The following is a 19,993-nucleotide window of genomic DNA, read 5'->3' as shown; positions in this document are numbered from 1 at the left end:
CCTTATTCCCTGGAATCGTAAAAGACATGACGGGCGGTAATTGTACCGTCCTCAATATCCATCAGACCAAACGAATACTGCTTCTCCCGGCGTTTGTCCGTAGGCGAGCCCGGATTGAACAGCAGAATCCCGTTCTCCCGGCGCATCAGCGGCTGATGGGAATGGCCAAAGAGGATGCAGTCCACATCCTGGCCTTCAAAGGCCAGCAGCGCATTCCCATCCGTTCCTTTGCGGGAATATGGCGCGTGTCCGTGAATCATTCCAATGCGCATGCCCTCTAACGTAAGAATCTTACTCTCACCGAAGCGCTCAATAATATCATAGCCATCGTTGTTTCCGGCAATACCCTCCACCGGGGCAAGCTCGGACAGCATGTCATAGATCTCCGGCGACACCCAGTCTCCCAAATGCAGAATGATATCCACCTGGCGGAATTCTTCCATAAGCACGGACGGCAAGCCCTTGGCCCTGCTTGAGAGATGGGTATCCGACACAACTCCAATCTTCATCTGCCTTCTCCTCCTTATTCAAAATGGCTAAGAAGCGCGGTAAACTGCGGTTCCCAGCCATTGTTATGTTCAAATCCAAGTTTACGTTCTATCATTGTACGATGCCCTGAAGAGGGAATGCAAGCGGGAGGCCCGGCTTCCGCCGCCGCTTCGCCTTGCCCGGCAAGGCGCTTTTCTTCTGCATTTGCGAACCCTATAATGAATGAACGCACCTTTAATTCAGAAAGGAGCGATAGTGCGTATGGACTACTATTTGCTCGAACCGCAATATCCCCGCAGCGGATTTATCAGCGGCGGCACAACCTTTATTCCTGAACTGGACACCAACTATATAGCTGTAGACGGCCCGCTGCCCGTTGATACAAAAGCTGAAGTCGAGCTTATGTCATCAGTCCGCAGCTTGAAGGTGGACTATTTCGAGACGGTCACGGGCACAAGAGTGGTATCAGATGCATTCAAAGCGCTACTGGAGCAAACCGACACAAACGTGCAGTTTATTCCCGCCGTTGTCCGCTATCATCATGGCCTCCCGGTTGAACGGACCTACTGGATCGCGCATCTGCCGGACCGGGTGGACGGCTTCGATTACGAACGATCAGAATACGGACGCAAAGCGGTGATCGCTGCTTCTGAGCACCAGCCGCCGCGCAAGCCCGTCAAGGTAATTTCCAGGCTCGTTCTCGATTCCGGCAAAATTGCCGGGCGGGAATTTTTCTTGCTGGCACACGTGTACGTGAGGCAGCCTATCATCTCTGGTGAATTCTACGCCCTATGCCAAAAGCACAAATTGAAGCTACAGGTCATCGCCATCTGATGCTGACTTGTATCTTGCCGGGAAGCGCTGTAAACTGCGGCTCTTGGACATTATCCTGTATTGCGATCCTCACTCCGTCCAGTTCCACAGCCGCACTTCCCCCACCTGGAGGTGACTCACCCATGAAGCCTCGCGCAGCTTCAGCAGTTCCTTGACCGGTCCGGTGACAACGGCCCCATAGAGCTTCACCCCGTTCTTCTCCAGATAAGCCACAGAGGTGTCTAACTGATTGATATACGCCGCTCTGCCCGCGAGTGTCTGATGCTGCTGCAGCAGCTTAAGGGTCTTGATGAAATTGGCATCCCGCAACGCGCCGCTCCCGTAAGACTCAACGGAAGGCGACACGCTGCTGAATGAGGATACGGAGCTGAACCAGCCTGTTTTTTCCTTGGTGACCTCTGATCTCTTCATATCATCCGCGTGCCACATAGGCTGATAGGGGAAGCCAAGCGGGTGTACGACCACATCGTTATCCCTCTCCCAAGGCCCGGTATCTGCTCCGAACCAGACAGGTTGAAGGTTCAGCGGCTCCAGCTGCTTCAGCAGCTCATCTGTGGTATATAAATGGCTGAGTGACAAATACGCCTCGGCAACCGTACCTTCAGGAAGCTTTGCAAGCCTCTTCCACTGATTATTGTCATCTCCTCCCCTGGCAGTCCCCTCCGCAGACGGATAATAGAACACTTTTCCAGACCCATTCCGCTCATCCGTCCAATTAAACTTACTAATATTAGCTAGTCCCAGATGGAGATCTTGGGTATAGCTGCCCACCTGAATACTCTCGCTGCCCACCTGCTTCAGCAGATTCCCGGATAACTCCAGCCGGAAAAAATAATGTACATCCGCTGAAAGCCGTACCGTGGTGTTAGGACGGGTAACAGCAATCGCTGATTCTACCACATCACGGTAGGTATTCATACGGTCGCCGGTGTTGTAGAAGACTGTTGTAATGATGCTGGTGATAACCGTAAAGATCAGGAACGCCGAAAATACAGTAAGTGTATTGTTAATCCGCGCCTTCCATTTGCCCCGGCGAATAATGGACTTCTCTCTTCGCTTCTTCTTCGCCTTTTTGAACCCTGGAGCTTGCGTATCCGTCTTGGTCCAGCTCCCAGTGGCCTGCCCGTCCTGCTCTTCCCGTTCCATCTGCTCCTCCAGATACAGCTGATACGCCTCAAGCTTCACAAGCTCACTCTCCAGCTCCTCACGCTCTTCCTCCGGGAGGGTGCCCTCACTGTACCTGCGTAGCTTCTCTTTAAATTCCTCACTCATGCTCATTCCTCCTCCGATCCGCCTCACGCAGCTTCTGCCTGGCGCGGAATACGAGTATCTTGTATTGGGACAAGCCTACCTCCATAATGTCAGCGGCTTCCTTATAGCTCAGCCCGTGCACATCGTGCAGCAGCAGGGCATGACGCTGCCCCTCCGGCAACTGGCTGAGCGCCCGCGCTGCTTCCTCCCAGCGTTCCTGCTTCAGCAGAGTGCCTTCCGTCGTCTCCGGGTGGGGCAGGCTGCTGAAATAAGCGCCTTCCTTCGCCACACTCCGCTTCTCCTTGCGCGTATAATCCACGAATGCATTATATGCAACCCGGAACAGCCACGGCTTAATCCGCTCCTCCCGGCAATCCTCCAGATACAGATACGCCCGGTAAAAGGTATCCTGCATCAAATCTTCAGCCGCATGATGGTCCTGGCAGAGGGAGCGCAGATAGCGGTAGATGTCGTCAACATATTGTTCATATAGTTCATCCAGCGAATTCGGCTCCATCTCCTCCCCCCTTACTCCATCCACGTATGAGCACGCGAAAAGTTACACTTTTGCAGGAAATTCCCTTAATACATTGGAACCCTAAACAAGTTTGCTCTAACGTGTGAACCATAGGTAGCATGGATACGCTTATTTAGAATGTGATCGGTTTTTCGATTACATTTGGTCGATGCGCCTCCCCGTCATCATTTCCTGGACATTACGAACAAAAAGGAGCCTCACGGCTCCCTCAAGTACTTGCTATTCCGCCTCTGTTCCCCGGCGGCTCAATAAAATCCAATGCTGGACGAAGCGTCCTTCATCCATTCCCGTTTGCGGCCCTTGTCCAGCTCGCCGCGCATACCGCGCACCAGAAGCTCCACATCTGCCGTGCCGTTCTCATGCCATTCCAGTGCGGCACTGACATACAGCTCGCCGAGCTGGGTCAGGGAGAAATCCCCGGTCAGACGCGCAGCGGTGGCCGTGCCTTCCTCACCTGCGAAGGCGGAGAAGCCGCGCAGCTGCAGATATTCAAGGCGCAGTGCCTCGCTTGGCATCTTGATCTCGTAGGCCCGGTCGAAGCGCCCGGCGCGGTTCATGAGACCCGGGTCGATTTTATCCGGGTAATTGGTCGTGCCGATCAGGAAGATCCCCTCCTTGGAGGTCGCCCCGTCCAGCGTGTTCAGGAAGAAGGAGCGCACCTCCTGCGGCATAGAGTCGATGTCCTCAATCACGAGTACCATCGGTGCCAGCCGGGCAGCAGCCTCGAATACCTCATTCACCGATTCACTGCTTGTGTACTCCGTAATCTGCCAATAGAGCACCGGTCCCGGCACGCTTCCGGCAATGGATTTGACCAGAGTGGTCTTGCCGTTGCCCGGATGCCCGTAGAGCAGAATCCCCCGCTTGTACGGGATATCATAGGTGACATAGAAGCTGCGGTCGCTGTCGAAGAACTGGTCGAGCGAGCGGTAGATCTCTTTTTTGATACCGGCATCCAAAATCACCTCTTCGCGCCTAACCGCACGCGTAATCGGCTCATCCTCACGGGAAATCCCGTTGCGCCGGTCGGTGAACACCGTCACCTTGTTGATATTCTGCTCCCGCTGGCGCTTGCGCACATTGCCAAGGAAGAACTGCAACTGAGCATCCGATGCGGCAAACACATAATCCTGAAAGTTAATCCCGTTCTCCTGAAACACCGGAACCCGTGCCAGCGCAATGCCCATCGCCGGATAAGCGAGCACATTATTGCGGACCGACAGATGGATATGATACTCCGGCTGCTCCTTCTCATCATCAAACACGAAGGTCCGGTCCTCCAGACGGTCAAAAATCCGCGCCACATGCTCCACACCATCATTCCCGCTCTGCACATCGTTCTCCAGCAGCTTCCAGTATTCGCTGTTGGGATCATCGCTGGCATACAGCTCGTAACGGACACCGTACCGGGTGTAGAGGGCTTCAAGGATGCCGTCCACCAGACGGGCGTACACATCGTAGCCTTTGATAATTCCGGCTCTCTCTTCATCATATTCATAGATTACAGCCGGTTTCTTGTTCTCCTGCTCCATCCTTATTTCGTCCCCTTTATCGCTGCGAGCGGCTTGCACTTGGCCACCACGGCAGCCAGGCCGGCGCCCGTAACGCTTTCTATGATCTCATCTACATTCTTATAGGCTTGGGGAGATTCGTCAATAATAGATTCCAGGGAATGCTGGTTCACAACAATCTCATCTTCCGTTCCTACCTTCATCGACCGGGAGAATTTCTGGACACTCACCAGCCGCTTGGTGGCCGAGCGGGAACGGATACGTCCTGCACCATGGCAGATGGAATAATAATTCTCTTCCCCGCCGGGCTGGCCGACCATGATATAGGATGCGGTGCCCATCGAGCCGGGAATCAGCGCCGGATGTCCAGTCGCTGCATAAGGGCGCGGATTATCCGCATGCTCTGCCGGCAGAGCGCGGGTAGCCCCCTTACGGTGGACGAACTTGCTGCCTGAGGAAGTCTTCTCTTCCCAGGCGTAATTGTGCATCAGATCGTAAAGGGTACGCAGCTCGCACTTCGTGCCGAAGACATCCCGGAAGCCCTCACGGACTCCATAAGCAATCAGGTGACGGTTCACAACCGCATAGTTCAGTGCCGAGTTCATCAGATTAACATAGCGCTGAGCCTGAGGATGCGCCAGAGGTGTATAGATCAGGCGCGGATCAGCGCTGCCCAGCCCCAGCTGGCCCATGACCTTGGCGAACGCCGGGGTGCAGAACTGATTGACCATACCGCCCCAGGCCCGTGAGCCGGAGTGGATCATAACGGCAATCTGCCCATCCTTCAGCCCCCAGGCTTCGGCTACTTCCCGCTGCTCCTCTGCGATCTCAATCGCCTGAATCTCCACAAAATGATTGCCGCCGCCAAGAGTTCCAAGCTGGCGGTGGCCCCGGTGCCAGGCCATGTCCGGCAGCTCATTCAGAATCTCTTCATCGAAGCCGAGCTTGCTGATCTCCACATGGGACAGCGCACTTGATTTCTTCGGCGTGTAGCTGTCCGGGATATATTTGTTCGGCAGGCCGTGCAGCCCCTTGCGTACGATATTCTCCAGCCGGATATCACTGTAGTGGCCGCGCTGCTGGGCCTCCATCGGCAGATATTTCTCAATGGCGCGGACCAGCTTGCGGCGCAGCTTCACTTCACGCAGATCATCCATATGCAGGTTGGTCAGATGCACGCGCATCCCGCAGCCGATGTCACTGCCCACAATGGACGGCGACACATAGCCTGATTGGGCATCCCAGACAGCGGTTGTACCGATGCAGGTTCCGACGCCTACATGCACATCCGGCGTATAACTCATATATTCGATGCCGGGAATCTGCAGATTATTGTTAGCCATCTCCAGGACCTTGTAATCCAGCGTACCGAATAATTGCTCACTGGCGTAGATTTTGAGGTCGCCGCCCGGAAGGGCCACCTCATGTTTATAGCGGGACATTTCCTCCGCTTGGTGCTCCATGCTATTCATATCTATTTTCATTTCCTCTCAGGTTGGGTTTCTGGTTAGGTTTCCATAGGGGTTCAGCAAATTCCGAGTTTCCAGGTACACAAAAAGAGCCGCAGACCAGTTCTGATCATGCGGCTCCCGGCGCGCTAAGTGCAGCTTCCCGTTGAAGCTTGCACCCGTTCAAAGCACACCTGTATTCAGTTCAGACATCAGCAGCAATACCCTGCATATTATGTCTTCCGGACGAAGGCGATGAGATCAGATCGTACATATGCGGTTGTGAGGTGATCCTGCTGTCTGTTCCGTTTATTTGTTCCAATCATGACTCATCAGCCTCCCTTCTCTAAATGATAAACCCAATAATATATGGCCTTGCAGCAGATTGTCAACCCTTATTCTGGTAAAGAATTATTTTACTTAAATTTGGACCAGTCCTGATTGCTGTTCTCCAGCAGATGGCCGAAATCATTTTCCAGCCGCTTCTGCTCCGCCTTCCGCTTATCCTCGGCTGCCTTTAGGACAGCCTCCTTCTTGTTCTGTTCTTCTGCCTTGAGCGCATCGGACTGCGCCTTTAGCTTCTCCAGCACCTCGCCGCTCAGCATATCCTTCAGGGTTGCCGGGGCATCCGTTGCCGCAGGGCGCGGGGCCGGTGTATTCTTCTTCTTTTTTGCCATGGGAATCATCCTTTCATGCAGCTATAATCCTTCAAATTTGTTTTAGGTACAGGGAAATTCGTTTATAATGTACAGTAAGAGGTGAGCCTAATGAAATACACAGAGTTATGTCCAAGATTACAAAAAAGCATGGATATTATCGGCAGACGCTGGACGGGCTTAATCATCTATCAGCTGCTCCAGGGCCCCCAGCGCTTCGGGGAAATCGAGTCCTCACTGCCTGTCAGCGGCAGGCTGCTGTCTGAACGGCTGAAGGAGCTGGAGCAGGAAGGCATCGTGCTGCGCGAGGTGTTCCCGGATACCCCCGTCCGCATCCAATATTCGCTTACAGGCAAAGGCCGGGCGCTGGAATCCGTCATTCGCGATCTTCAGGTCTGGTCGGAATCATGGATTACGGAAGAGGAATGCCGTTCCGCCTTCAGCCCTCCTACGCAACCTCAATAAGGCCTGTCTATTTATATATTTACAGCTTGCGGCCAATGATGACCAGATCGCGCGGGATGCCGTCAAGCACTGCGACTCCAGGCAGCAGCCCCCATTCCTTGAAGCCGAACTTCCGCAGCAGGCCGAGGCTGGGCTCATTATGGCCGAATACGAACCCGACCAGATTCTGCAGCCCAAGGCGCGGACATTCCTCCACTGCCTTGGCGAGCAGAATACTTCCCGCACCGCTGCCGCGGAATTTCTCATTTACATAGACGCTAATCTCTGCTGTTCCATTATAAGCCGGCCGTCCGTAGAATGACTGGAAGCTGAACCAGGCCGCGATCTCGCCGCCCTGTCTCAGTACCCACAGCGGCCGGTGATGGCTGCTATGCTCATGGAACCATCCCACCCGCTCCTCCACGCTAACCGGTTCAATATCCGCAGTTACCACTCTACCGGCAACCGTCGAATTATAAATTTCCACAATTGCATCCAAATCCTCAATTCGTGCATCCTCTATGGTATAAGCCTGCCATTCCATGCTCTATTTCCTCCTAATTGTGGTATAAGCATACGTACCGTAATTATACTCCAAGCCGGTCCTATTACGCAGCAGTTCCACAGTTTCAGCAATGCTGAAGCAACCCTACTGAAACGGCTTTACTAAAGCCCCGTCTGATCCAGACTCCACTTCCATAATCGTGCGGCCGCTTCTGTATCCTCCGCCCGTGGCGTCAGCTCCTTGATCTTGCGGCGGTAATAATATTGCCCGCTTACCCCGTCCAGCTCCGGCGCAGTTGCCAGATAGATGGCTGTATCCGCTCCCTGCTCTGGAGTGAGGAAGAAGTAGGACATCAGCTTCAGAACCCTGCGTCCGAAGCCAGTCTCCCGGTTCACGCCGATGCTCGTTCCTACTGCACCCGGATGCAGGCTGTTCACCGTCACCTGCGTTCCCTTCAAGCGTTCCGCCAGCTCACGGGTGAACAGAATATTCGCCAGCTTGGAGCGGGCGTACGCCTTGCCGGGATTGAAGCCACGGGATAACGTATGATCCTCCAGATAGAGCTTGCCGATCTTATAGGCTCCCGAAGCCACAACCACAATCCGGCCCTGCTCAGCAGCCTTGAGGTTATCCAGCAGCAGGCGGGTCAACAGGAAATGCCCCAGATGATTCACGCCCAGATCCAGCTCGTAGCCATCTGCTGTCAGCTCACGCTTCAGCGCGACCACCCCTGCGTTATTGATCAGAACATCAAGTACCGGATATTCGGCAGTGAACTCCCCGGCAAAAGCGCGAATGCTATCGAAGGAAGCGAGATCGCACAGCATCAGCCGGATCTGGCTGGAGCCGCTCTGCCGCACCGCTTCGGCAAGCGCCTCTTCCCCCCGCTTAAGGCTGCGGCAGGCCATAATGACAGTTGCTCCCCTGCGGGCCATTTCTACGGTTGTAGCCAGTCCCATCCCGGAGTTCGCACCGGTGATCAGTACGGTTGTGCCTTGCATGGACTTCCTCCCCTTCCTCGCCGGCCGGCACAGCTCAAACACCGGCCTAACTTACTCCATATCCGAGTATATGCGCTAAGCTCATGTTACATCATTTCAGAGAGTTAACATAGTCTTCGTCCGGGATGTGCAGGCTTCAGGATTATGAATTATAATAGGAACATTGCTGTTCAAGCGTGTAGATGAAAGGGGAACTATTGAAATGAATGCAGCTCTGCAACAACTGGAGCAGGACATGGCGGCCGCAAGCCTGGATGCCCTGCTCGTAACCGATCCTAAGCATGTGTACTATCTGACGGGCTTTGCCAGCAACCCGCATGAACGTTTTCTGGGCCTGCTGCTGATCCGGGGTGAAGAACCGGTGCTGATCGTTCCGGCGCTGGACGCCGAAGCCGCGCATGCCGCCTCCTTGGTGAAGACAATTCTGACACACAGCGACACGGACAACCCGTACGCTCTGCTGAAGTCACGCTTTGGCAGTGTTACTCTGGGCAGCATCGGCATCGAGAAGGAACACTTCTCCGTCAGCCGGTATGAGCTCCTCGCAGAGGCGGTCGCCGCAGGTTCCTATCAGGATATCGGCCATCTGCTCCGGGCCATGCGCGCGGTCAAGACCCCGGAGGAAGTACGTATCATGAAGCATGCCGCCGAGCTGGTGGAGGAGGTTCTCCGCCAGGGTCTGGCGCATGTCAAAGCCGGAGTCAGCGAGATTGAACTGGTAGCAGAGCTGGAGTATCTGATGAAAAAAGTCGGCGCCTCCGGCCCCTCCTTCGACACGATGGTGCTGTCCGGTTCGAACACGGCCCTGCCTCACGGCGTACCGGGCGAACGCCTTATTCAGCCGGGCGACCTGTTAATGTTCGACCTCGGTGTATATGCCGGTGGCTATGCTTCCGATATCACCCGCACCTTCGCGGTGGGAGAAACGGACAGCAGACTGCGTGATATATATAGTACTGTGCTTGCCGCCAATGAAGCGGGCATTGCCGCCTCCGTGGCCGGAGCGTCCTTCGGTTCTGTCGACAAGGCCGCACGTGATGTGATTGACGCCGCAGGTTACGGGGAGTACTTCATGCACCGTGTCGGACACGGACTGGGCATGGACACCCATGAGTACCCTTCGCTGCACGGACTGAATACGGATATTATCCAGAACGGCAACGTCTTCACCGTAGAGCCGGGGATTTATGTGCCGGGTCTCGGCGGTGTGCGTATTGAGGACGATGTGCTGGTCACCGCCGAAGGTCCGCAGACGCTGACCAGCTTCCCTAAAGAATGGACCGTGCTTAACCTGTAATTCAGCTGAACGCAGGAAGTTTCAAGTTAGTGCACGAGCCTACTGTACTTCACGGCACACAAAAGCCCCAGTCACCCGGATCTTCGGGGGCTGGGGCTTTATGATGGGAAGGCTTACTCCCGGATAGCAGGCTTCTGCTCTTCCTCGGCAAATTTGAAGGAACGGCCCAGATACAGCACCGGCGTGCCGGCGGCCGTGAGGATGAACTTGGACAGGTAGGTGGTCAGCAGAATCTCGGTCCACACCTTCATGTCATAGGTTCCGGCAAAAGCAATCGTACAGAAGATCAGCGTATCGACAAAGGAGCTGATCATCGTGCTGCCATTCGAGCGGATCCATAGCTGCTTAGAGCTGCCGTAATACTTCCGGATCCAGGCGTAGAGCCGTACATCCAGGAACTGGCTGATAAAATAAGCGGTCAGACTGCCCAGCGCCAGTCTCGGCATCAGGCCGAATATCGTCTGCAGCGCAGATTGGGCAATGTCCGTCTCCTGCGGCTTGAACACCAGCACCATCTGCATAATGACGGTCGTCATCAGCAGCGTGAAGAAGCCGAACCACACAGCACTCCGCGCTTCAGCCCGGCCGTACCGCTCATTGAGCAGGTCACTGGTCATATAGAGCGTGACATACATCGTATTACCCAGCGTCATCACGATATCGAACGGCATTGCAATGGTCTTGGCGACCTGGATATTAGCGACTACGGTTGCCATGCCGACCCAGGCGTAGAGCCCTTTTTTACCGAATAAGCGGTAGCACAGCAGAAAAAACACAAAATTAACGACAACGAAACAAACGCCCCACAACAAGTTAAACATAATACCTGGTATTCCTCCTAGTTTTGGTTACGCGGGATGGTTACGAACCGCGGATCACAATAGTCAAGAAACAAAACATAACTACTCTATCACATACAAAGCTAACATGCTATGAAATTTTAAATTTTCAGAAAAGCAGCAATTCCTTGCTTCTTTTTGCCGAAATAGTGATAGAGTCATTAAATATTCAGGTATTTCTGAAAATAATGCAGCATATAGCAATTTTTCACTATTCAACCGGAGGTTAATTCTATAGAATATGGAGATTAAGATGCATTTCACGTAAAAAGGAGCGAATGCCATGTTTGGCTTCAAAAAATCAATTAGTCGCAAGTTCACGCTGTTGCTGTTCGTCGTTCTGCTACTCACTTCTCTTACGTTGAGTATCAGCTTCTACCTTATATCTATCGGCACCATTAACAGCTATGTCATTCCGCAGATCGACAAGTCTCTGAGTGCCGCCGCCCAGGATGCTTATAAGAACCTGAATGCAACCAGTGCGCAGCAGACCCTGAACAAGAATGAGCAGGCTAGGACCAATGTCGAATTCTATCTGGAGGATAAGCGTAAAAAGCTGGATGTGGATACTATCTTCCTCATCAATCTGAAGGATGGCCAGGCCACTGTCCTGACCGCAGATCATGGTGCCAAGCTCAAACCGGATGAAGTAATAGAAGTATCTCCTGCCATGGAGCAAGCCTCCAAAGGAAAAACTGGACTTAGTGAAATGTATAGTGATAGCCATGGTATACATAAAAGTGCCTATGTCGGCGTTCCCGGAACGACCATGATTGTAGCTGCAAGCGCAGATATGGACTTCGTCAAAGACAAGATGAGCAGCATCCTATGGACAAGCGCAGGAATTACCCTGCTGGCACTGCTGGTAGGGGTCACTGCCGCAGGCTTCATGAGCCGCAGAATCACCCGTCCGATCACTAAGCTTGCTGCCTACAGCAACAAGCTGGCAAGCGGCGACTTCACCGAAGCGCTGACTCTGGAGGGTACCGATGAAGTTGGACAGCTCTCCGAGAGCTTCCGCATCATGAGTGAGCGCCTGAAGGAGATGATCGGACATGTACTGGATACCTCCGGGACAGTAGTAGCCGATTCCAATGATCTGAAAACGCGTGTCCAGATCCTTAATGAGATGGCTGAACATTCAGCGGTCTCTGTGGAGGAGATCGGCAAGGGCAGTACCATGATTGCCAGCAGTGCCATGGATAACTCCCGGGCCATGGATGAGATCAATATGGGTATCCAGCATATTGCTTCCGCCGCCGGTGAGGTCACCGAGCAGATCAGCGAGGCTTCCACCGAGGCCCAGAGCGGCAATGATATTGCCCAGAGTGCAGTGGAGCAGATGCGCCAGGTAGAGCAGGCCTCCGAACAGTCGCTGGAGCAGTTCCGCTTGATGAACGAACGCTCGCTGATGATTGGGGAGGTCGTACAGGGGATTACCGAGATTACCAAGCAGATTCAAATGCTGTCGCTTAATGCTTCCATTGAGGCCGCCCGTGCCGGGGAGCATGGCCGCGGATTCGCTGTGGTGGCCGGGGAAGTGCGCAAGCTGTCCGAGCAGTCCAAGGAATCCAACGAGCAGATCCGCGAATTCCTGCTGAGTCTGCAGGCAGATATGACTCAGTCCGTATCCGAAATGAACCATGTCAATGCGGAAGTGGCTTCCGGAATGAACAAGGTGGCCGAAGCCGGTAATGCTTTTAACCACCTGCTGATCCTCATTCAGAGCATCAATCACAGTATTCAGTCCGTCTCTGCCGCCACTCAGCAGATCTCGGCAGGCACCGAGGAAGTCAGTGCCTCTGTAGAAGAAACGGCGCAGATTACCGCCAAGTCGCAGCAGAACGCAGACACACTTGCCGACAACTCGGCACGCCAGCACGAGGAGCTGGAAGGCCACGCGCTGACCGTCGAGCACCTCTACCAACAGGCCGTGAAGCTGCAAAAAGCCGCTCAGCAGTTTAAGATTTGAGGGCGCTAAGCGCTACTTAACTAAATTATCTAATAGAAAAAGCAGTTCCCGAGGCGATGCGGCCTTTGGAACTGCTTTTTTTTGGGGAAAAGTGAAGAAAGTTGCTCAGTGCCTGGGCGCCCATAAAATGACGGATACCCCGATGACGCAGATGCCGGCTCCGATCCAGTCGTAGAGATCCGGCGTCTTGCGGTCCACCAGCCAGCCCCACAGTACAGCCAGGACGATGAATACTCCGCCATAAGCGGCGTATACCCGGCCAAACGAAGGGAATTTCTGCAGGGTCGGGATTATACCATAGGCGATCAGGATAACCGCGCCTGCTAATCCATACCATACCGGGCGCGATTCCCGCAGCCAGAGCCAGACGAGGTATCCGCCGCCGATCTCAGCGAGACCAGCTACGACAAACAGCAGCACGGCAAGCAGCATCGCTATTCTCCCCCTCCCGGCAGGCCCATAATTGCATATACCGCAGCCATATTCAAATGGGACTCTACAGCATCTGCCAGCCGGTCGAATTCCTGCTCACGGAGTGCAGCAGCCGAGAAGGTGGCGGGTAGCGGTGCTAGTCCCTTGGAGATACGCAGTCCGTTCAGCCAGCTCCGGCGCAGAGCATCATTGTGGAACAGTCCGTGCAGATAGCTGCCCCAGACTCTGCCGTCCCGGGTCCCCCAGCCCTCCGGCACTGCCTGCCCTTCCGATGCGGCCAGTGTAAACAGGCTGAGCACGGAAGACGGGTCATGGTTCGTGGTTGTTCCCATATGTATCTCATAACCGGCGACAGGCAATGTTTCCGGTGTTACGCCAGTGGCTGCGTCGCTTAACTGCAGGGGATGATCCGCAGCCAGCCCGCCGCTCACCCGCACCGTAGTCTTGTGCTGGAGAAACGCTGTCGAGAGCGGCAGATAGCCCAGCCCCTCGCTCTCTCCCGGTTCCGCACTCTCTACGGCATGGGGATCAAGCAGCTTCAAGCCCAGCATCTGATACCCGCCGCAGATCCCGGCAAGCTGTTGCGTTCCCCGCTCCAGCGCACGCTCGATTGCGGCCGGGAACCCCTGCTCGCGAAGATATTGCAGGTCAGCAGCGGTGTTTTTCGTGCCCGGCAGGATAATCACATCCGGTGTTCCAAGCTCATCTGCCGACTGCACATAACGTACGGCAGCATCCGGCTCCTCCTGAAGCGGATCGAAGTCGGTGAAGTTGGAGATCCGCGGATAACGGATGACGGCGATATCTAGCTCCTTCGCGGACTCCTCCCGCTGGCGGCCGGACGTTCCTTCCAGTACTACGGAATCCTCCGCCTCAATCCGCAGCTGCGGCAGGAACGGCAGCACCCCGAGTACCGGGATGCCTGTGCGCTCCTCCAGCCAGTCCAGTCCGGGCTGTAACAGGGAGACATCCCCGCGGAATTTATTGATGATGAAGCCTTTGACCCGGGCGCGTTCATGCGGCTCCAGCAGCTCCAGGGTGCCGACGATGAAGGCGAAGACCCCGCCCCGGTCAATGTCGGCGACCAGCAGCACGGGTGCATCTGCCCATCCGGCCAGATTCATATTGACGATATCCCGGCTCTTGAGATTGATCTCCGCCGGACTGCCCGCGCCTTCCATCAGCACAATATCATAGGCCTCCCGCAGCCGTCCGAGTGCATCCATTACGGTACCCTTGGCTTCCGGGAGGAACTTCTCGCGGTATTCCCTCGCGCTGAGCGCAGCATGCGGCACCCCGTGCACAACAATCTGCGCACTCATCTCCCCGGAGGGCTTCAGCAGAATCGGATTCATATCGCTGGTAGCCGTAATGCCGAAGGCTTCCGCCTGCATCCCCTGGGCACGGCCGATTTCCTTGCCGTCCGCTGTGACATAGGAATTCAGCGCCATATTCTGCGACTTGAACGGGGCAGTCCGGTAGCCGTCCCGGGTCATTATCCGCCCTATGGCGGCGGTGACCAGGCTTTTGCCGACATCGGAGGCCGTCCCCTGGATCATCAGCACAGCGCCGGGCCGACTCTGACCGGCTTCCGCTGCCCGGGCTGCGCCTGTGTATGCGGCTGTATCTTCCATGTTCATCTTCCTCGCTTTCTTGCTGCTCCCGGCGCTTGGCGGCGGTGCAGGTGTTGGCCGCCGGGCGTGGTGCGGCGTATAGGTGTAGGGCTGGCGCACATGAGCTGGACGGCACAGCCGGTTCTTGCGCCGGGCGAAGCGGTGCACATGGGCTGGACGGCGCAACGAGGACCACTGGTACAACACCTGCTAATTGTGTTCGGTTTTCCGCATACATCGGGCCCCGCACACCCTACCTACACATTGTATGTTGTTTTCAGCATAGATTGGCCCAAGGATTTCACATTTAGTCCTTTTAAGGTTCATCATGCCCACCCGCTAGTGTAAATCTGATGATGCATTAGTCTTCAGCAGATTTTCACCTGTGAGCATTGCTTTAACTCGTCGCTTGCTGAAATTTCGCCGTCCCCCGGTTAGGGTGTAGAGGGTGGCTTAAACGCAGCTTGTACAACTAAATCGTTTGGTCTGCCGCCGAATCTCCGTTTAGCTGTATTTCGTGCATTTAAACAGCCTCTATATCAGGGTTTTCGCCCATTCAGGTAAATTTAGTTGTACAGACTACAGTTACAAGAAGAAAGCCTGCCGTTTCACTGTTTTTAGTTGCACAGAATACATGTATCACTGATTGTTCGCTACGGGCGCAGCGCGAAGCGGCGCATAAATGCTGCGTAGGTACGGCGCATTATTCAGACGGACGCGGGCAGGTGGCTCGCGGCCCGCTAAGGCAGGTTGTGCTGGAGCAGTACCAGCACAAGCAGGGCCACCGTCTCCAGCAGCTCGCCCAGCGCGCCGTAGACGTCGCCGGTGAGCCCGCCGAGCCGGCTGTTGATCCGCCGCGCAGCGAGCCTGCCGCAGGCCGCCGCGGCCAGCGGTGTCAGGATGGCCGCAGCCGCCAGCAGCGGCCATGCCCCGCTGCCCGCGCCCAGCGCCAGAGGCGCAGCAGCTGCGGCCAGCGTCAGCAGCACGGCGCTCAGGCCCGCGCGCCGCTCCTGCCGGGCAGGCAGCCCGCCGAAGGTGGCGGCCAGCCCTTCATTGCCGCGGGCCAGGGGATAGCGGGCCATCGCCCGCACCATGTACCAGCGGCCCCAGACCGGCGGCAGCAGGAGCAGCGGCAGCAGGCTGAAGCTGCCGCCTTCGAGCCATGCCGCCAGCAGCGAGGCCTTCAGCAGCAGGAGCAGCACGCAGGCCAGCACGCCCATAGCGCCGACACGGCTGTCCTTCATGATCTCCAGCATCCGCTCCCTGGAGCGGTAGCTGAGCAGCGCATCGGCGCTGTCCATCCAGCCGTCCAGGTGCAGCCCGCCGGTCAGTCCTACCCACAGGATGAGGGTGACGACAGCGGCAGGCCAGGCCGGCAGCAGCCAGCCTGCTGCGGCGGCGCCAAGTAGGGTGCTAAGGCCGATGGCTGCCCCGACGAGCGGATAATAGGCCACGCTCGCGCGCAGCAGTTCCGGCGAGAAATCTTCCTTGGTGCGGACCGGAAACCGCGTCAGGAATTGAAACGCAGCCGCGGCATTTCCCCGCGCACTCACAGCAGATACTCCCGGCTTCTCAGCTCAATCGGGATTCCGGCAGTCACGAGAAAGACCTGCCCGCACCGGGCAGCCAGCCTGGCGTTCATTCTTCCCGCTAAATCACGGTATAGCCGCCCCAGCGCATATTCCGGCACAATGCCGTCGCCCACTTCATTCGTAACCAGAATCAGCGTGCCCTCGAAGCCCGAGACCGTTTGCTCCAGTTCCGCAATTGCAGCCTCTACCAATTCCTTCCTGCCGCTCTTCTCCTCCACAGCCAGCAGCTGATTCGACAGCCAGAGCGTCAGGCAGTCCACCAGCACAGTCTGGCCGCTGCCGGAGAGCTGCTCCAGCAGCGCTGCGAGCTTAAGCGGCTCCTCCAACGTCTCCCACTGGAAACCGTCCGCCTGCCGCTGTTGCCGGTGCAATGCAATCCGCGCCTCCATCTCCGCATCAAAAGCCTGTCCGGTTGCCACATAGACCGCCCGCTGCGAGTCAGCCAGCTTGCGGGTCAGACGCTCGGCGAAGCCGCTTTTACCGCTGCGTGCCCCGCCCGTGACCAGAATGCTCATACGCTCTCCGAGCCGGAGACGCCCGCACTTTCGAAGGTCGCCATCTCACGCATAATCCGGCAGACCGCTTCGATAAAATGCAGACATAGCGCGCCCCCGGTGCCTTCGCCCAGCCGCAGGCCCATATCAATCAGCGCTTCCAGACCGAGGCGGTCCAGCATCAGCTTATGCCCCTGCTCACCAGAGACATGGGAAGCGATCATGTACGCTGTGGATTCCGGTGCCAGTGCCCGGGCGATCAGAGCTGCCGCACCGGAGATGAAGCCGTCCAGAATGACCGGAATCCGCAGCGCCGCCGCACCGAGAATCAGCCCGGCCAGCCCGGCAATCTCGAGCCCTCCGACCTTGGCGAGCACATCAACCGGATCAGCGGGGTCGGGGTTATTTACCTGGAGGGCACGTTCGATTACCGAAATTTTGTGCTGAAGCCGCTCATCGTTAATGCCTGTCCCGCGTCCTGCCGCCGTCTCTGCCGGAATGCCCTCGAGTGCGCACAAGACCGCCGCACTGGCTGTCGTATTCCCGATGCCCATCTCCCCGGTAATAAAAATCTCCGTGCCGTTCTTCACCGCCTCCTGCGCCACATGAACTCCGGCCAGAATCGCGCGCAGCGCATCCTCCCGGCTCATCGCCGGACCTGCTGCCATATTGTCTGTACCCCGGCGGACCTTGCGGTTAATCAGCTGCGGGTGGTCGATATCGCCGTTGATCCCGATATCCACGAATTGTACCTCAGCACCGCCTTGACGGGCCAGGACATTCACAGCCGCCCCGCCGTTGAGGAAGTTATAGGCCATCTGCATGGTCACCTCCTGCGGAAAAGCACTGACGCCTTCACAGCAGACCCCATGGTCTGCGGCCATAACCACAACCGTTCGTTTGCTGTAGCAGGGCTGCTCTACTTTGGAGATTCCGGCCAGCCGGACAGCCAGCGCCTCCAGCCGCCCGAGGCTTCCGGGCGGCTTGGTCAGACTGTTCAGGCGGAGCACCGCGCGTAGTGTAGCTTTTTCGTCAGGCGGAGCGATCCGTCCGGTTACTTCTTGAATGGCTGAGATCATGATATTGCCTCCTATTAGATAGTGCGAAAGCGGACTCCCGCTGCAAGAATACATCTGTGTCTGCTGATCAGGTTACGTTGAAGCTGTTTATCAGTCATTGAAGTTTAAATCCGCAAGTATTGCAGGCTATGCCGCTCACTAGCGCACTGAAGAGTCTAAGCCTGCCTGTATTAGAAGGATAAATTTAGTCAAATTGCTGCTGTGGAGGTAGTCCACTGTATGAGCATGCTGTGTAAAAGTTGCAAGGTGCGGGGGCAGGTGTGCAGGGTTGGCGGAATGGTGCAACGCGGGGTAGGCCAAGTTAGCCGAAATCAAGTGCACTAATACCCCTCATTCGATCGCCTGGCCCCATTTCGCCAAATTCAGGTGCACTTATGCACCTCAGCACAATAGGATCAAAAGGATTTACCCTTCTCATTTCCTCACCAGCCTAATTTCCGCCACCATCAAAGGGATTTCTCCCTCTCTTTCCTCCCATCAGCCCACTTCGACCACAATCAAAGGGATTTCTCCCCCTTATTCCTCCCGCCAGCCTACATCCCGCCACAGTTACCTAGTTAGCTGCTAACCGTCTACCTGCCCGCCAACTTTCAGCACCATCAAGCTCCCACCGGCTCCCCAGCCTTACCCCATTACAAGCCCAAAAGCCCCCTCCAAATGAAGAAGGGGGCTTCCTGATCCGGCGGCGGGCCGGAATGCTGTTTCAATCTCCCTATTTCTTCCTTTAAGGATTATAGGTGATATGAAATCATCTTACAATTACATTTTTACCTGCAAAACTATGCAGCATTGTCATCTTCATGAAGCCTTCCAGCCGCTCCAGCGCTTCGGTCAGCTTCGCCGTAGAAGCGGCGTAGGAGCAGCGGATGTAGCCTTCCCCTCCAGCTCCGAACACATGACCCGGTACCACGGCAACCCCTGCCTCCTGCAGCAGGCGCATGGCGAACTCTTCTGAACTGAGCCCGGTGCGGCTGATCGAAGCGAAGGCATAGAAGGCCCCCTGCGGCATATGGCAGGACAATCCGGCGGACCGCAGGCCCTCCACGATCAGCGAGCGGCGTTCTTTGAAGCACGCCTTCATCCGCTCCATATCCGGGAGCGCACTGCGCAGCGCTTCGACCGCAGCAATCTGCCCCGGCAGCGGTGCGCACATGGCGGTGTATTGATGAATCTTCAGCATGGCCGAGAGCAGCTCGCGGTTCCCGCAGGCATAGCCTACCCGCCAGCCCGTCATGGCAAAAGCCTTCGAGAACCCGCTGATCACCACCGTCCGCTCCATCATCCCAGGCAGAGAGGCAATGCTGACATGCTTGCTGTCATAAGTCAGCTCGGCATAGATCTCATCAGAAATGACAATCAGGCCATGCTCCTTCACCACTTCAGCAACCGGCAGCCAGTCCTCGTAAGTCATAACCGCTCCTGTAGGATTGCTTGGAAAATTCACCATCAGCAGCTTCGTACGCGGCGTTACCGCCTTACGCAGAGCTTCGGCAGTGAGCTTGAAGCCTTCCTCTACCTTCGTCTCCACCGGCGCCAGTGTCCCGCCGTTCAGATGGGCAATAGGAGCATAGGCGACATAACCCGGAGAAGGAATCAGAATCTCATCCCCGGGAGCCATGAATGCCCGCAATGCCAGATCCACCGCTTCACTGCTTCCCACCGTAACCAGAATTTCATCCGCAGGATCATAGCGCAATCCGAAGCCCGCCTCCAAATAGCCGGCAATTTCTTCCCGCAGCTCCGGCAGTCCGCTGTTCGAGGTATACCCCGTCTCCCCGCGGTCGAGCGCACGGATACAGGCTGCTCTTACCTGCTTGGGTGTAGCGAAGTCCGGCTCGCCTACTCCTAGTGAGATAATATCGTTGTTACCCGCAGCCAGATCAAAAAAAGCCCGGATGCCCGAAGGCGGAATCTCTTGTAACCGCGGATTAATAATATGACTGTGCATAGGGCTGCTGAATCTATCTACAGGCAATGCAGCATTGTCCCTTCTCATCG

Annotated in this window: 19 protein-coding genes; 4 read left to right on the top strand and 15 right to left on the bottom strand. The window is 56.0% G+C overall.

The window, feature by feature from the left end:
- Positions 1-2 precede the first annotated feature (2 nt).
- Positions 3-509 carry a metallophosphoesterase family protein gene (locus MKZ07_RS30810; RefSeq protein ID WP_036696029.1) on the bottom strand — a complete coding sequence of 169 codons (507 nt, stop codon included), beginning with the start codon at positions 507-509 and terminating at the stop codon, positions 3-5.
- 241 nt (positions 510-750) lie between these two features.
- Between MKZ07_RS30810 and MKZ07_RS30805 the strand changes: the two genes are divergently transcribed.
- The gene (locus MKZ07_RS30805; protein WP_036696027.1) at positions 751-1,323 is read left to right on the top strand and encodes an imm11 family protein; all 573 of its coding nucleotides are present in this window, start codon (positions 751-753) and stop codon (positions 1,321-1,323) included.
- A gap of 69 nt (positions 1,324-1,392) precedes the next feature.
- Here MKZ07_RS30805 and MKZ07_RS30800 read toward each other — a convergent pair whose 3' ends face one another.
- From MKZ07_RS30800 to MKZ07_RS30780, 5 genes are all read right to left on the bottom strand, one after another.
- Complete coding sequence (locus tag MKZ07_RS30800) at positions 1,393-2,595, bottom strand: anti-sigma factor (RefSeq protein WP_076159174.1); 1,203 nt, start codon at positions 2,593-2,595, stop codon at positions 1,393-1,395.
- Complete coding sequence (locus MKZ07_RS30795; RefSeq protein WP_341029345.1) at positions 2,588-3,091, bottom strand: sigma-70 family RNA polymerase sigma factor; 504 nt, start codon at positions 3,089-3,091, stop codon at positions 2,588-2,590. The genes MKZ07_RS30800 and MKZ07_RS30795 overlap by 8 nt, the downstream gene beginning before the upstream one ends.
- A 266-nt stretch (positions 3,092-3,357) precedes the next feature.
- Complete coding sequence (locus tag MKZ07_RS30790) at positions 3,358-4,644, bottom strand: AAA family ATPase (protein ID WP_036696021.1); 1,287 nt, start codon at positions 4,642-4,644, stop codon at positions 3,358-3,360.
- Positions 4,645-4,646: 2 nt separating this feature from the next.
- On the bottom strand, positions 4,647-6,095 hold the full coding sequence (locus MKZ07_RS30785) for an RtcB family protein (protein ID WP_341029342.1): 1,449 nt from the start codon (positions 6,093-6,095) through the stop codon (positions 4,647-4,649).
- A gap of 392 nt (positions 6,096-6,487) precedes the next feature.
- Positions 6,488-6,748 carry a YqkE family protein gene (locus MKZ07_RS30780; RefSeq protein ID WP_036696017.1) on the bottom strand — a complete coding sequence of 87 codons (261 nt, stop codon included), beginning with the start codon at positions 6,746-6,748 and terminating at the stop codon, positions 6,488-6,490.
- Positions 6,749-6,838: 90 nt separating this feature from the next.
- Between MKZ07_RS30780 and MKZ07_RS30775 the strand changes: the two genes are divergently transcribed.
- Positions 6,839-7,192 (top strand): winged helix-turn-helix transcriptional regulator, encoded by a 354-nt coding sequence (locus MKZ07_RS30775; protein ID WP_036696016.1) that lies wholly within the window; start codon positions 6,839-6,841, stop codon positions 7,190-7,192.
- 19 nt (positions 7,193-7,211) lie between these two features.
- On the opposite strand, the gene MKZ07_RS30770 is transcribed toward MKZ07_RS30775, so the two are convergent.
- On the bottom strand, positions 7,212-7,715 hold the full coding sequence (locus MKZ07_RS30770; RefSeq protein ID WP_036696014.1) for a GNAT family N-acetyltransferase: 504 nt from the start codon (positions 7,713-7,715) through the stop codon (positions 7,212-7,214).
- A 122-nt stretch (positions 7,716-7,837) separates the two neighbouring features.
- A complete protein-coding gene (locus MKZ07_RS30765; protein WP_036696012.1) occupies positions 7,838-8,677 on the bottom strand; it encodes an SDR family oxidoreductase in 840 nt (279 codons plus the stop codon).
- A gap of 202 nt (positions 8,678-8,879) precedes the next feature.
- Here MKZ07_RS30765 and MKZ07_RS30760 point away from each other — a divergent pair, with 202 nt between their 5' ends.
- Positions 8,880-9,974: a M24 family metallopeptidase gene (locus tag MKZ07_RS30760; protein WP_036696011.1), complete on the top strand. Its 1,095-nt coding sequence runs from the start codon at positions 8,880-8,882 to the stop codon at positions 9,972-9,974.
- A 113-nt stretch (positions 9,975-10,087) separates the two neighbouring features.
- Here the strand turns inward: MKZ07_RS30760 and MKZ07_RS30755 are convergent, their stop codons facing one another.
- Positions 10,088-10,795, bottom strand: a complete 708-nt coding sequence (locus MKZ07_RS30755; RefSeq protein WP_036696009.1) for a queuosine precursor transporter — start codon at positions 10,793-10,795, stop codon at positions 10,088-10,090.
- Positions 10,796-11,096: 301 nt separating this feature from the next.
- Between MKZ07_RS30755 and MKZ07_RS30750 the strand changes: the two genes are divergently transcribed.
- Positions 11,097-12,785, top strand: a complete 1,689-nt coding sequence (locus MKZ07_RS30750) for a methyl-accepting chemotaxis protein (RefSeq protein WP_036696006.1) — start codon at positions 11,097-11,099, stop codon at positions 12,783-12,785.
- Positions 12,786-12,890: 105 nt separating this feature from the next.
- Here the strand turns inward: MKZ07_RS30750 and MKZ07_RS30745 are convergent, their stop codons facing one another.
- The 6 genes from MKZ07_RS30745 to MKZ07_RS30720 all read right to left on the bottom strand — a co-directional run bounded on the left by MKZ07_RS30745 (position 12,891) and on the right by MKZ07_RS30720 (position 19,991).
- Positions 12,891-13,217, bottom strand: coding sequence for a YnfA family protein (locus MKZ07_RS30745; RefSeq protein WP_341029338.1), 327 nt, complete (start codon positions 13,215-13,217; stop codon positions 12,891-12,893).
- A gap of 2 nt (positions 13,218-13,219) precedes the next feature.
- Complete coding sequence (locus tag MKZ07_RS30740; RefSeq protein WP_445670318.1) at positions 13,220-14,851, bottom strand: cobyric acid synthase; 1,632 nt, start codon at positions 14,849-14,851, stop codon at positions 13,220-13,222.
- Between the two features lie 719 nt (positions 14,852-15,570).
- Complete coding sequence (gene cobS / locus MKZ07_RS30735) at positions 15,571-16,383, bottom strand: adenosylcobinamide-GDP ribazoletransferase (RefSeq protein ID WP_341029337.1); 813 nt, start codon at positions 16,381-16,383, stop codon at positions 15,571-15,573.
- Entirely contained in the window at positions 16,380-16,937 is a 558-nt protein-coding gene (gene cobU, locus MKZ07_RS30730; protein WP_036695998.1) for a bifunctional adenosylcobinamide kinase/adenosylcobinamide-phosphate guanylyltransferase, read from the bottom strand. The genes cobS and cobU overlap by 4 nt, the downstream gene beginning before the upstream one ends.
- On the bottom strand, positions 16,934-17,995 hold the full coding sequence (gene cobT, locus MKZ07_RS30725; RefSeq protein ID WP_036695996.1) for a nicotinate-nucleotide--dimethylbenzimidazole phosphoribosyltransferase: 1,062 nt from the start codon (positions 17,993-17,995) through the stop codon (positions 16,934-16,936). The genes cobU and cobT overlap by 4 nt, the downstream gene beginning before the upstream one ends.
- A 748-nt stretch (positions 17,996-18,743) precedes the next feature.
- Positions 18,744-19,991 (bottom strand): pyridoxal phosphate-dependent aminotransferase, encoded by a 1,248-nt coding sequence (locus MKZ07_RS30720; protein WP_445670317.1) that lies wholly within the window; start codon positions 19,989-19,991, stop codon positions 18,744-18,746.
- Between the last annotated feature and the right edge of the window lie 2 nt (positions 19,992-19,993).

The organism is Paenibacillus sp. FSL P4-0338 (genome assembly GCF_038002365.1).
GTDB lineage: Bacteria > Bacillota > Bacilli > Paenibacillales > Paenibacillaceae > Paenibacillus_AQ.
The sequence above is the reverse complement of the archived record's forward strand: the minus strand, read 5'-3'. Positions and strand labels throughout refer to the sequence as shown.

What these genes read in the sequence shown, in the direction of transcription:
- MKZ07_RS30740 (WP_445670318.1), bottom strand. Translation starts at nt 14,851, where the DNA reads ATGGAAGATACAGCCGCATACACAGGCGCAGCCCGGGCAGCGGAAGCC.
- MKZ07_RS30765 (WP_036696012.1), bottom strand. Translation starts at nt 8,677, where the DNA reads ATGCAAGGCACAACCGTACTGATCACCGGTGCGAACTCCGGGATGGGA.
- MKZ07_RS30760 (WP_036696011.1), top strand. Translation starts at nt 8,880, where the DNA reads ATGAATGCAGCTCTGCAACAACTGGAGCAGGACATGGCGGCCGCAAGC.
- MKZ07_RS30800 (WP_076159174.1), bottom strand. Translation starts at nt 2,595, where the DNA reads ATGAGTGAGGAATTTAAAGAGAAGCTACGCAGGTACAGTGAGGGCACC.
- MKZ07_RS30810 (WP_036696029.1), bottom strand. Translation starts at nt 509, where the DNA reads ATGAAGATTGGAGTTGTGTCGGATACCCATCTCTCAAGCAGGGCCAAG.
- MKZ07_RS30755 (WP_036696009.1), bottom strand. Translation starts at nt 10,795, where the DNA reads ATGTTTAACTTGTTGTGGGGCGTTTGTTTCGTTGTCGTTAATTTTGTG.
- MKZ07_RS30775 (WP_036696016.1), top strand. Translation starts at nt 6,839, where the DNA reads ATGAAATACACAGAGTTATGTCCAAGATTACAAAAAAGCATGGATATT.
- MKZ07_RS30805 (WP_036696027.1), top strand. Translation starts at nt 751, where the DNA reads ATGGACTACTATTTGCTCGAACCGCAATATCCCCGCAGCGGATTTATC.
- MKZ07_RS30720 (WP_445670317.1), bottom strand. Translation starts at nt 19,991, where the DNA reads ATGAGAAGGGACAATGCTGCATTGCCTGTAGATAGATTCAGCAGCCCT.
- MKZ07_RS30780 (WP_036696017.1), bottom strand. Translation starts at nt 6,748, where the DNA reads ATGGCAAAAAAGAAGAAGAATACACCGGCCCCGCGCCCTGCGGCAACG.
- MKZ07_RS30795 (WP_341029345.1), bottom strand. Translation starts at nt 3,091, where the DNA reads ATGGAGCCGAATTCGCTGGATGAACTATATGAACAATATGTTGACGAC.
- cobT (WP_036695996.1), bottom strand. Translation starts at nt 17,995, where the DNA reads ATGATCTCAGCCATTCAAGAAGTAACCGGACGGATCGCTCCGCCTGAC.
- MKZ07_RS30790 (WP_036696021.1), bottom strand. Translation starts at nt 4,644, where the DNA reads ATGGAGCAGGAGAACAAGAAACCGGCTGTAATCTATGAATATGATGAA.
- MKZ07_RS30745 (WP_341029338.1), bottom strand. Translation starts at nt 13,217, where the DNA reads ATGCTGCTTGCCGTGCTGCTGTTTGTCGTAGCTGGTCTCGCTGAGATC.
- cobU (WP_036695998.1), bottom strand. Translation starts at nt 16,937, where the DNA reads ATGAGCATTCTGGTCACGGGCGGGGCACGCAGCGGTAAAAGCGGCTTC.
- MKZ07_RS30750 (WP_036696006.1), top strand. Translation starts at nt 11,097, where the DNA reads ATGTTTGGCTTCAAAAAATCAATTAGTCGCAAGTTCACGCTGTTGCTG.
- MKZ07_RS30770 (WP_036696014.1), bottom strand. Translation starts at nt 7,715, where the DNA reads ATGGAATGGCAGGCTTATACCATAGAGGATGCACGAATTGAGGATTTG.
- MKZ07_RS30785 (WP_341029342.1), bottom strand. Translation starts at nt 6,095, where the DNA reads ATGAATAGCATGGAGCACCAAGCGGAGGAAATGTCCCGCTATAAACAT.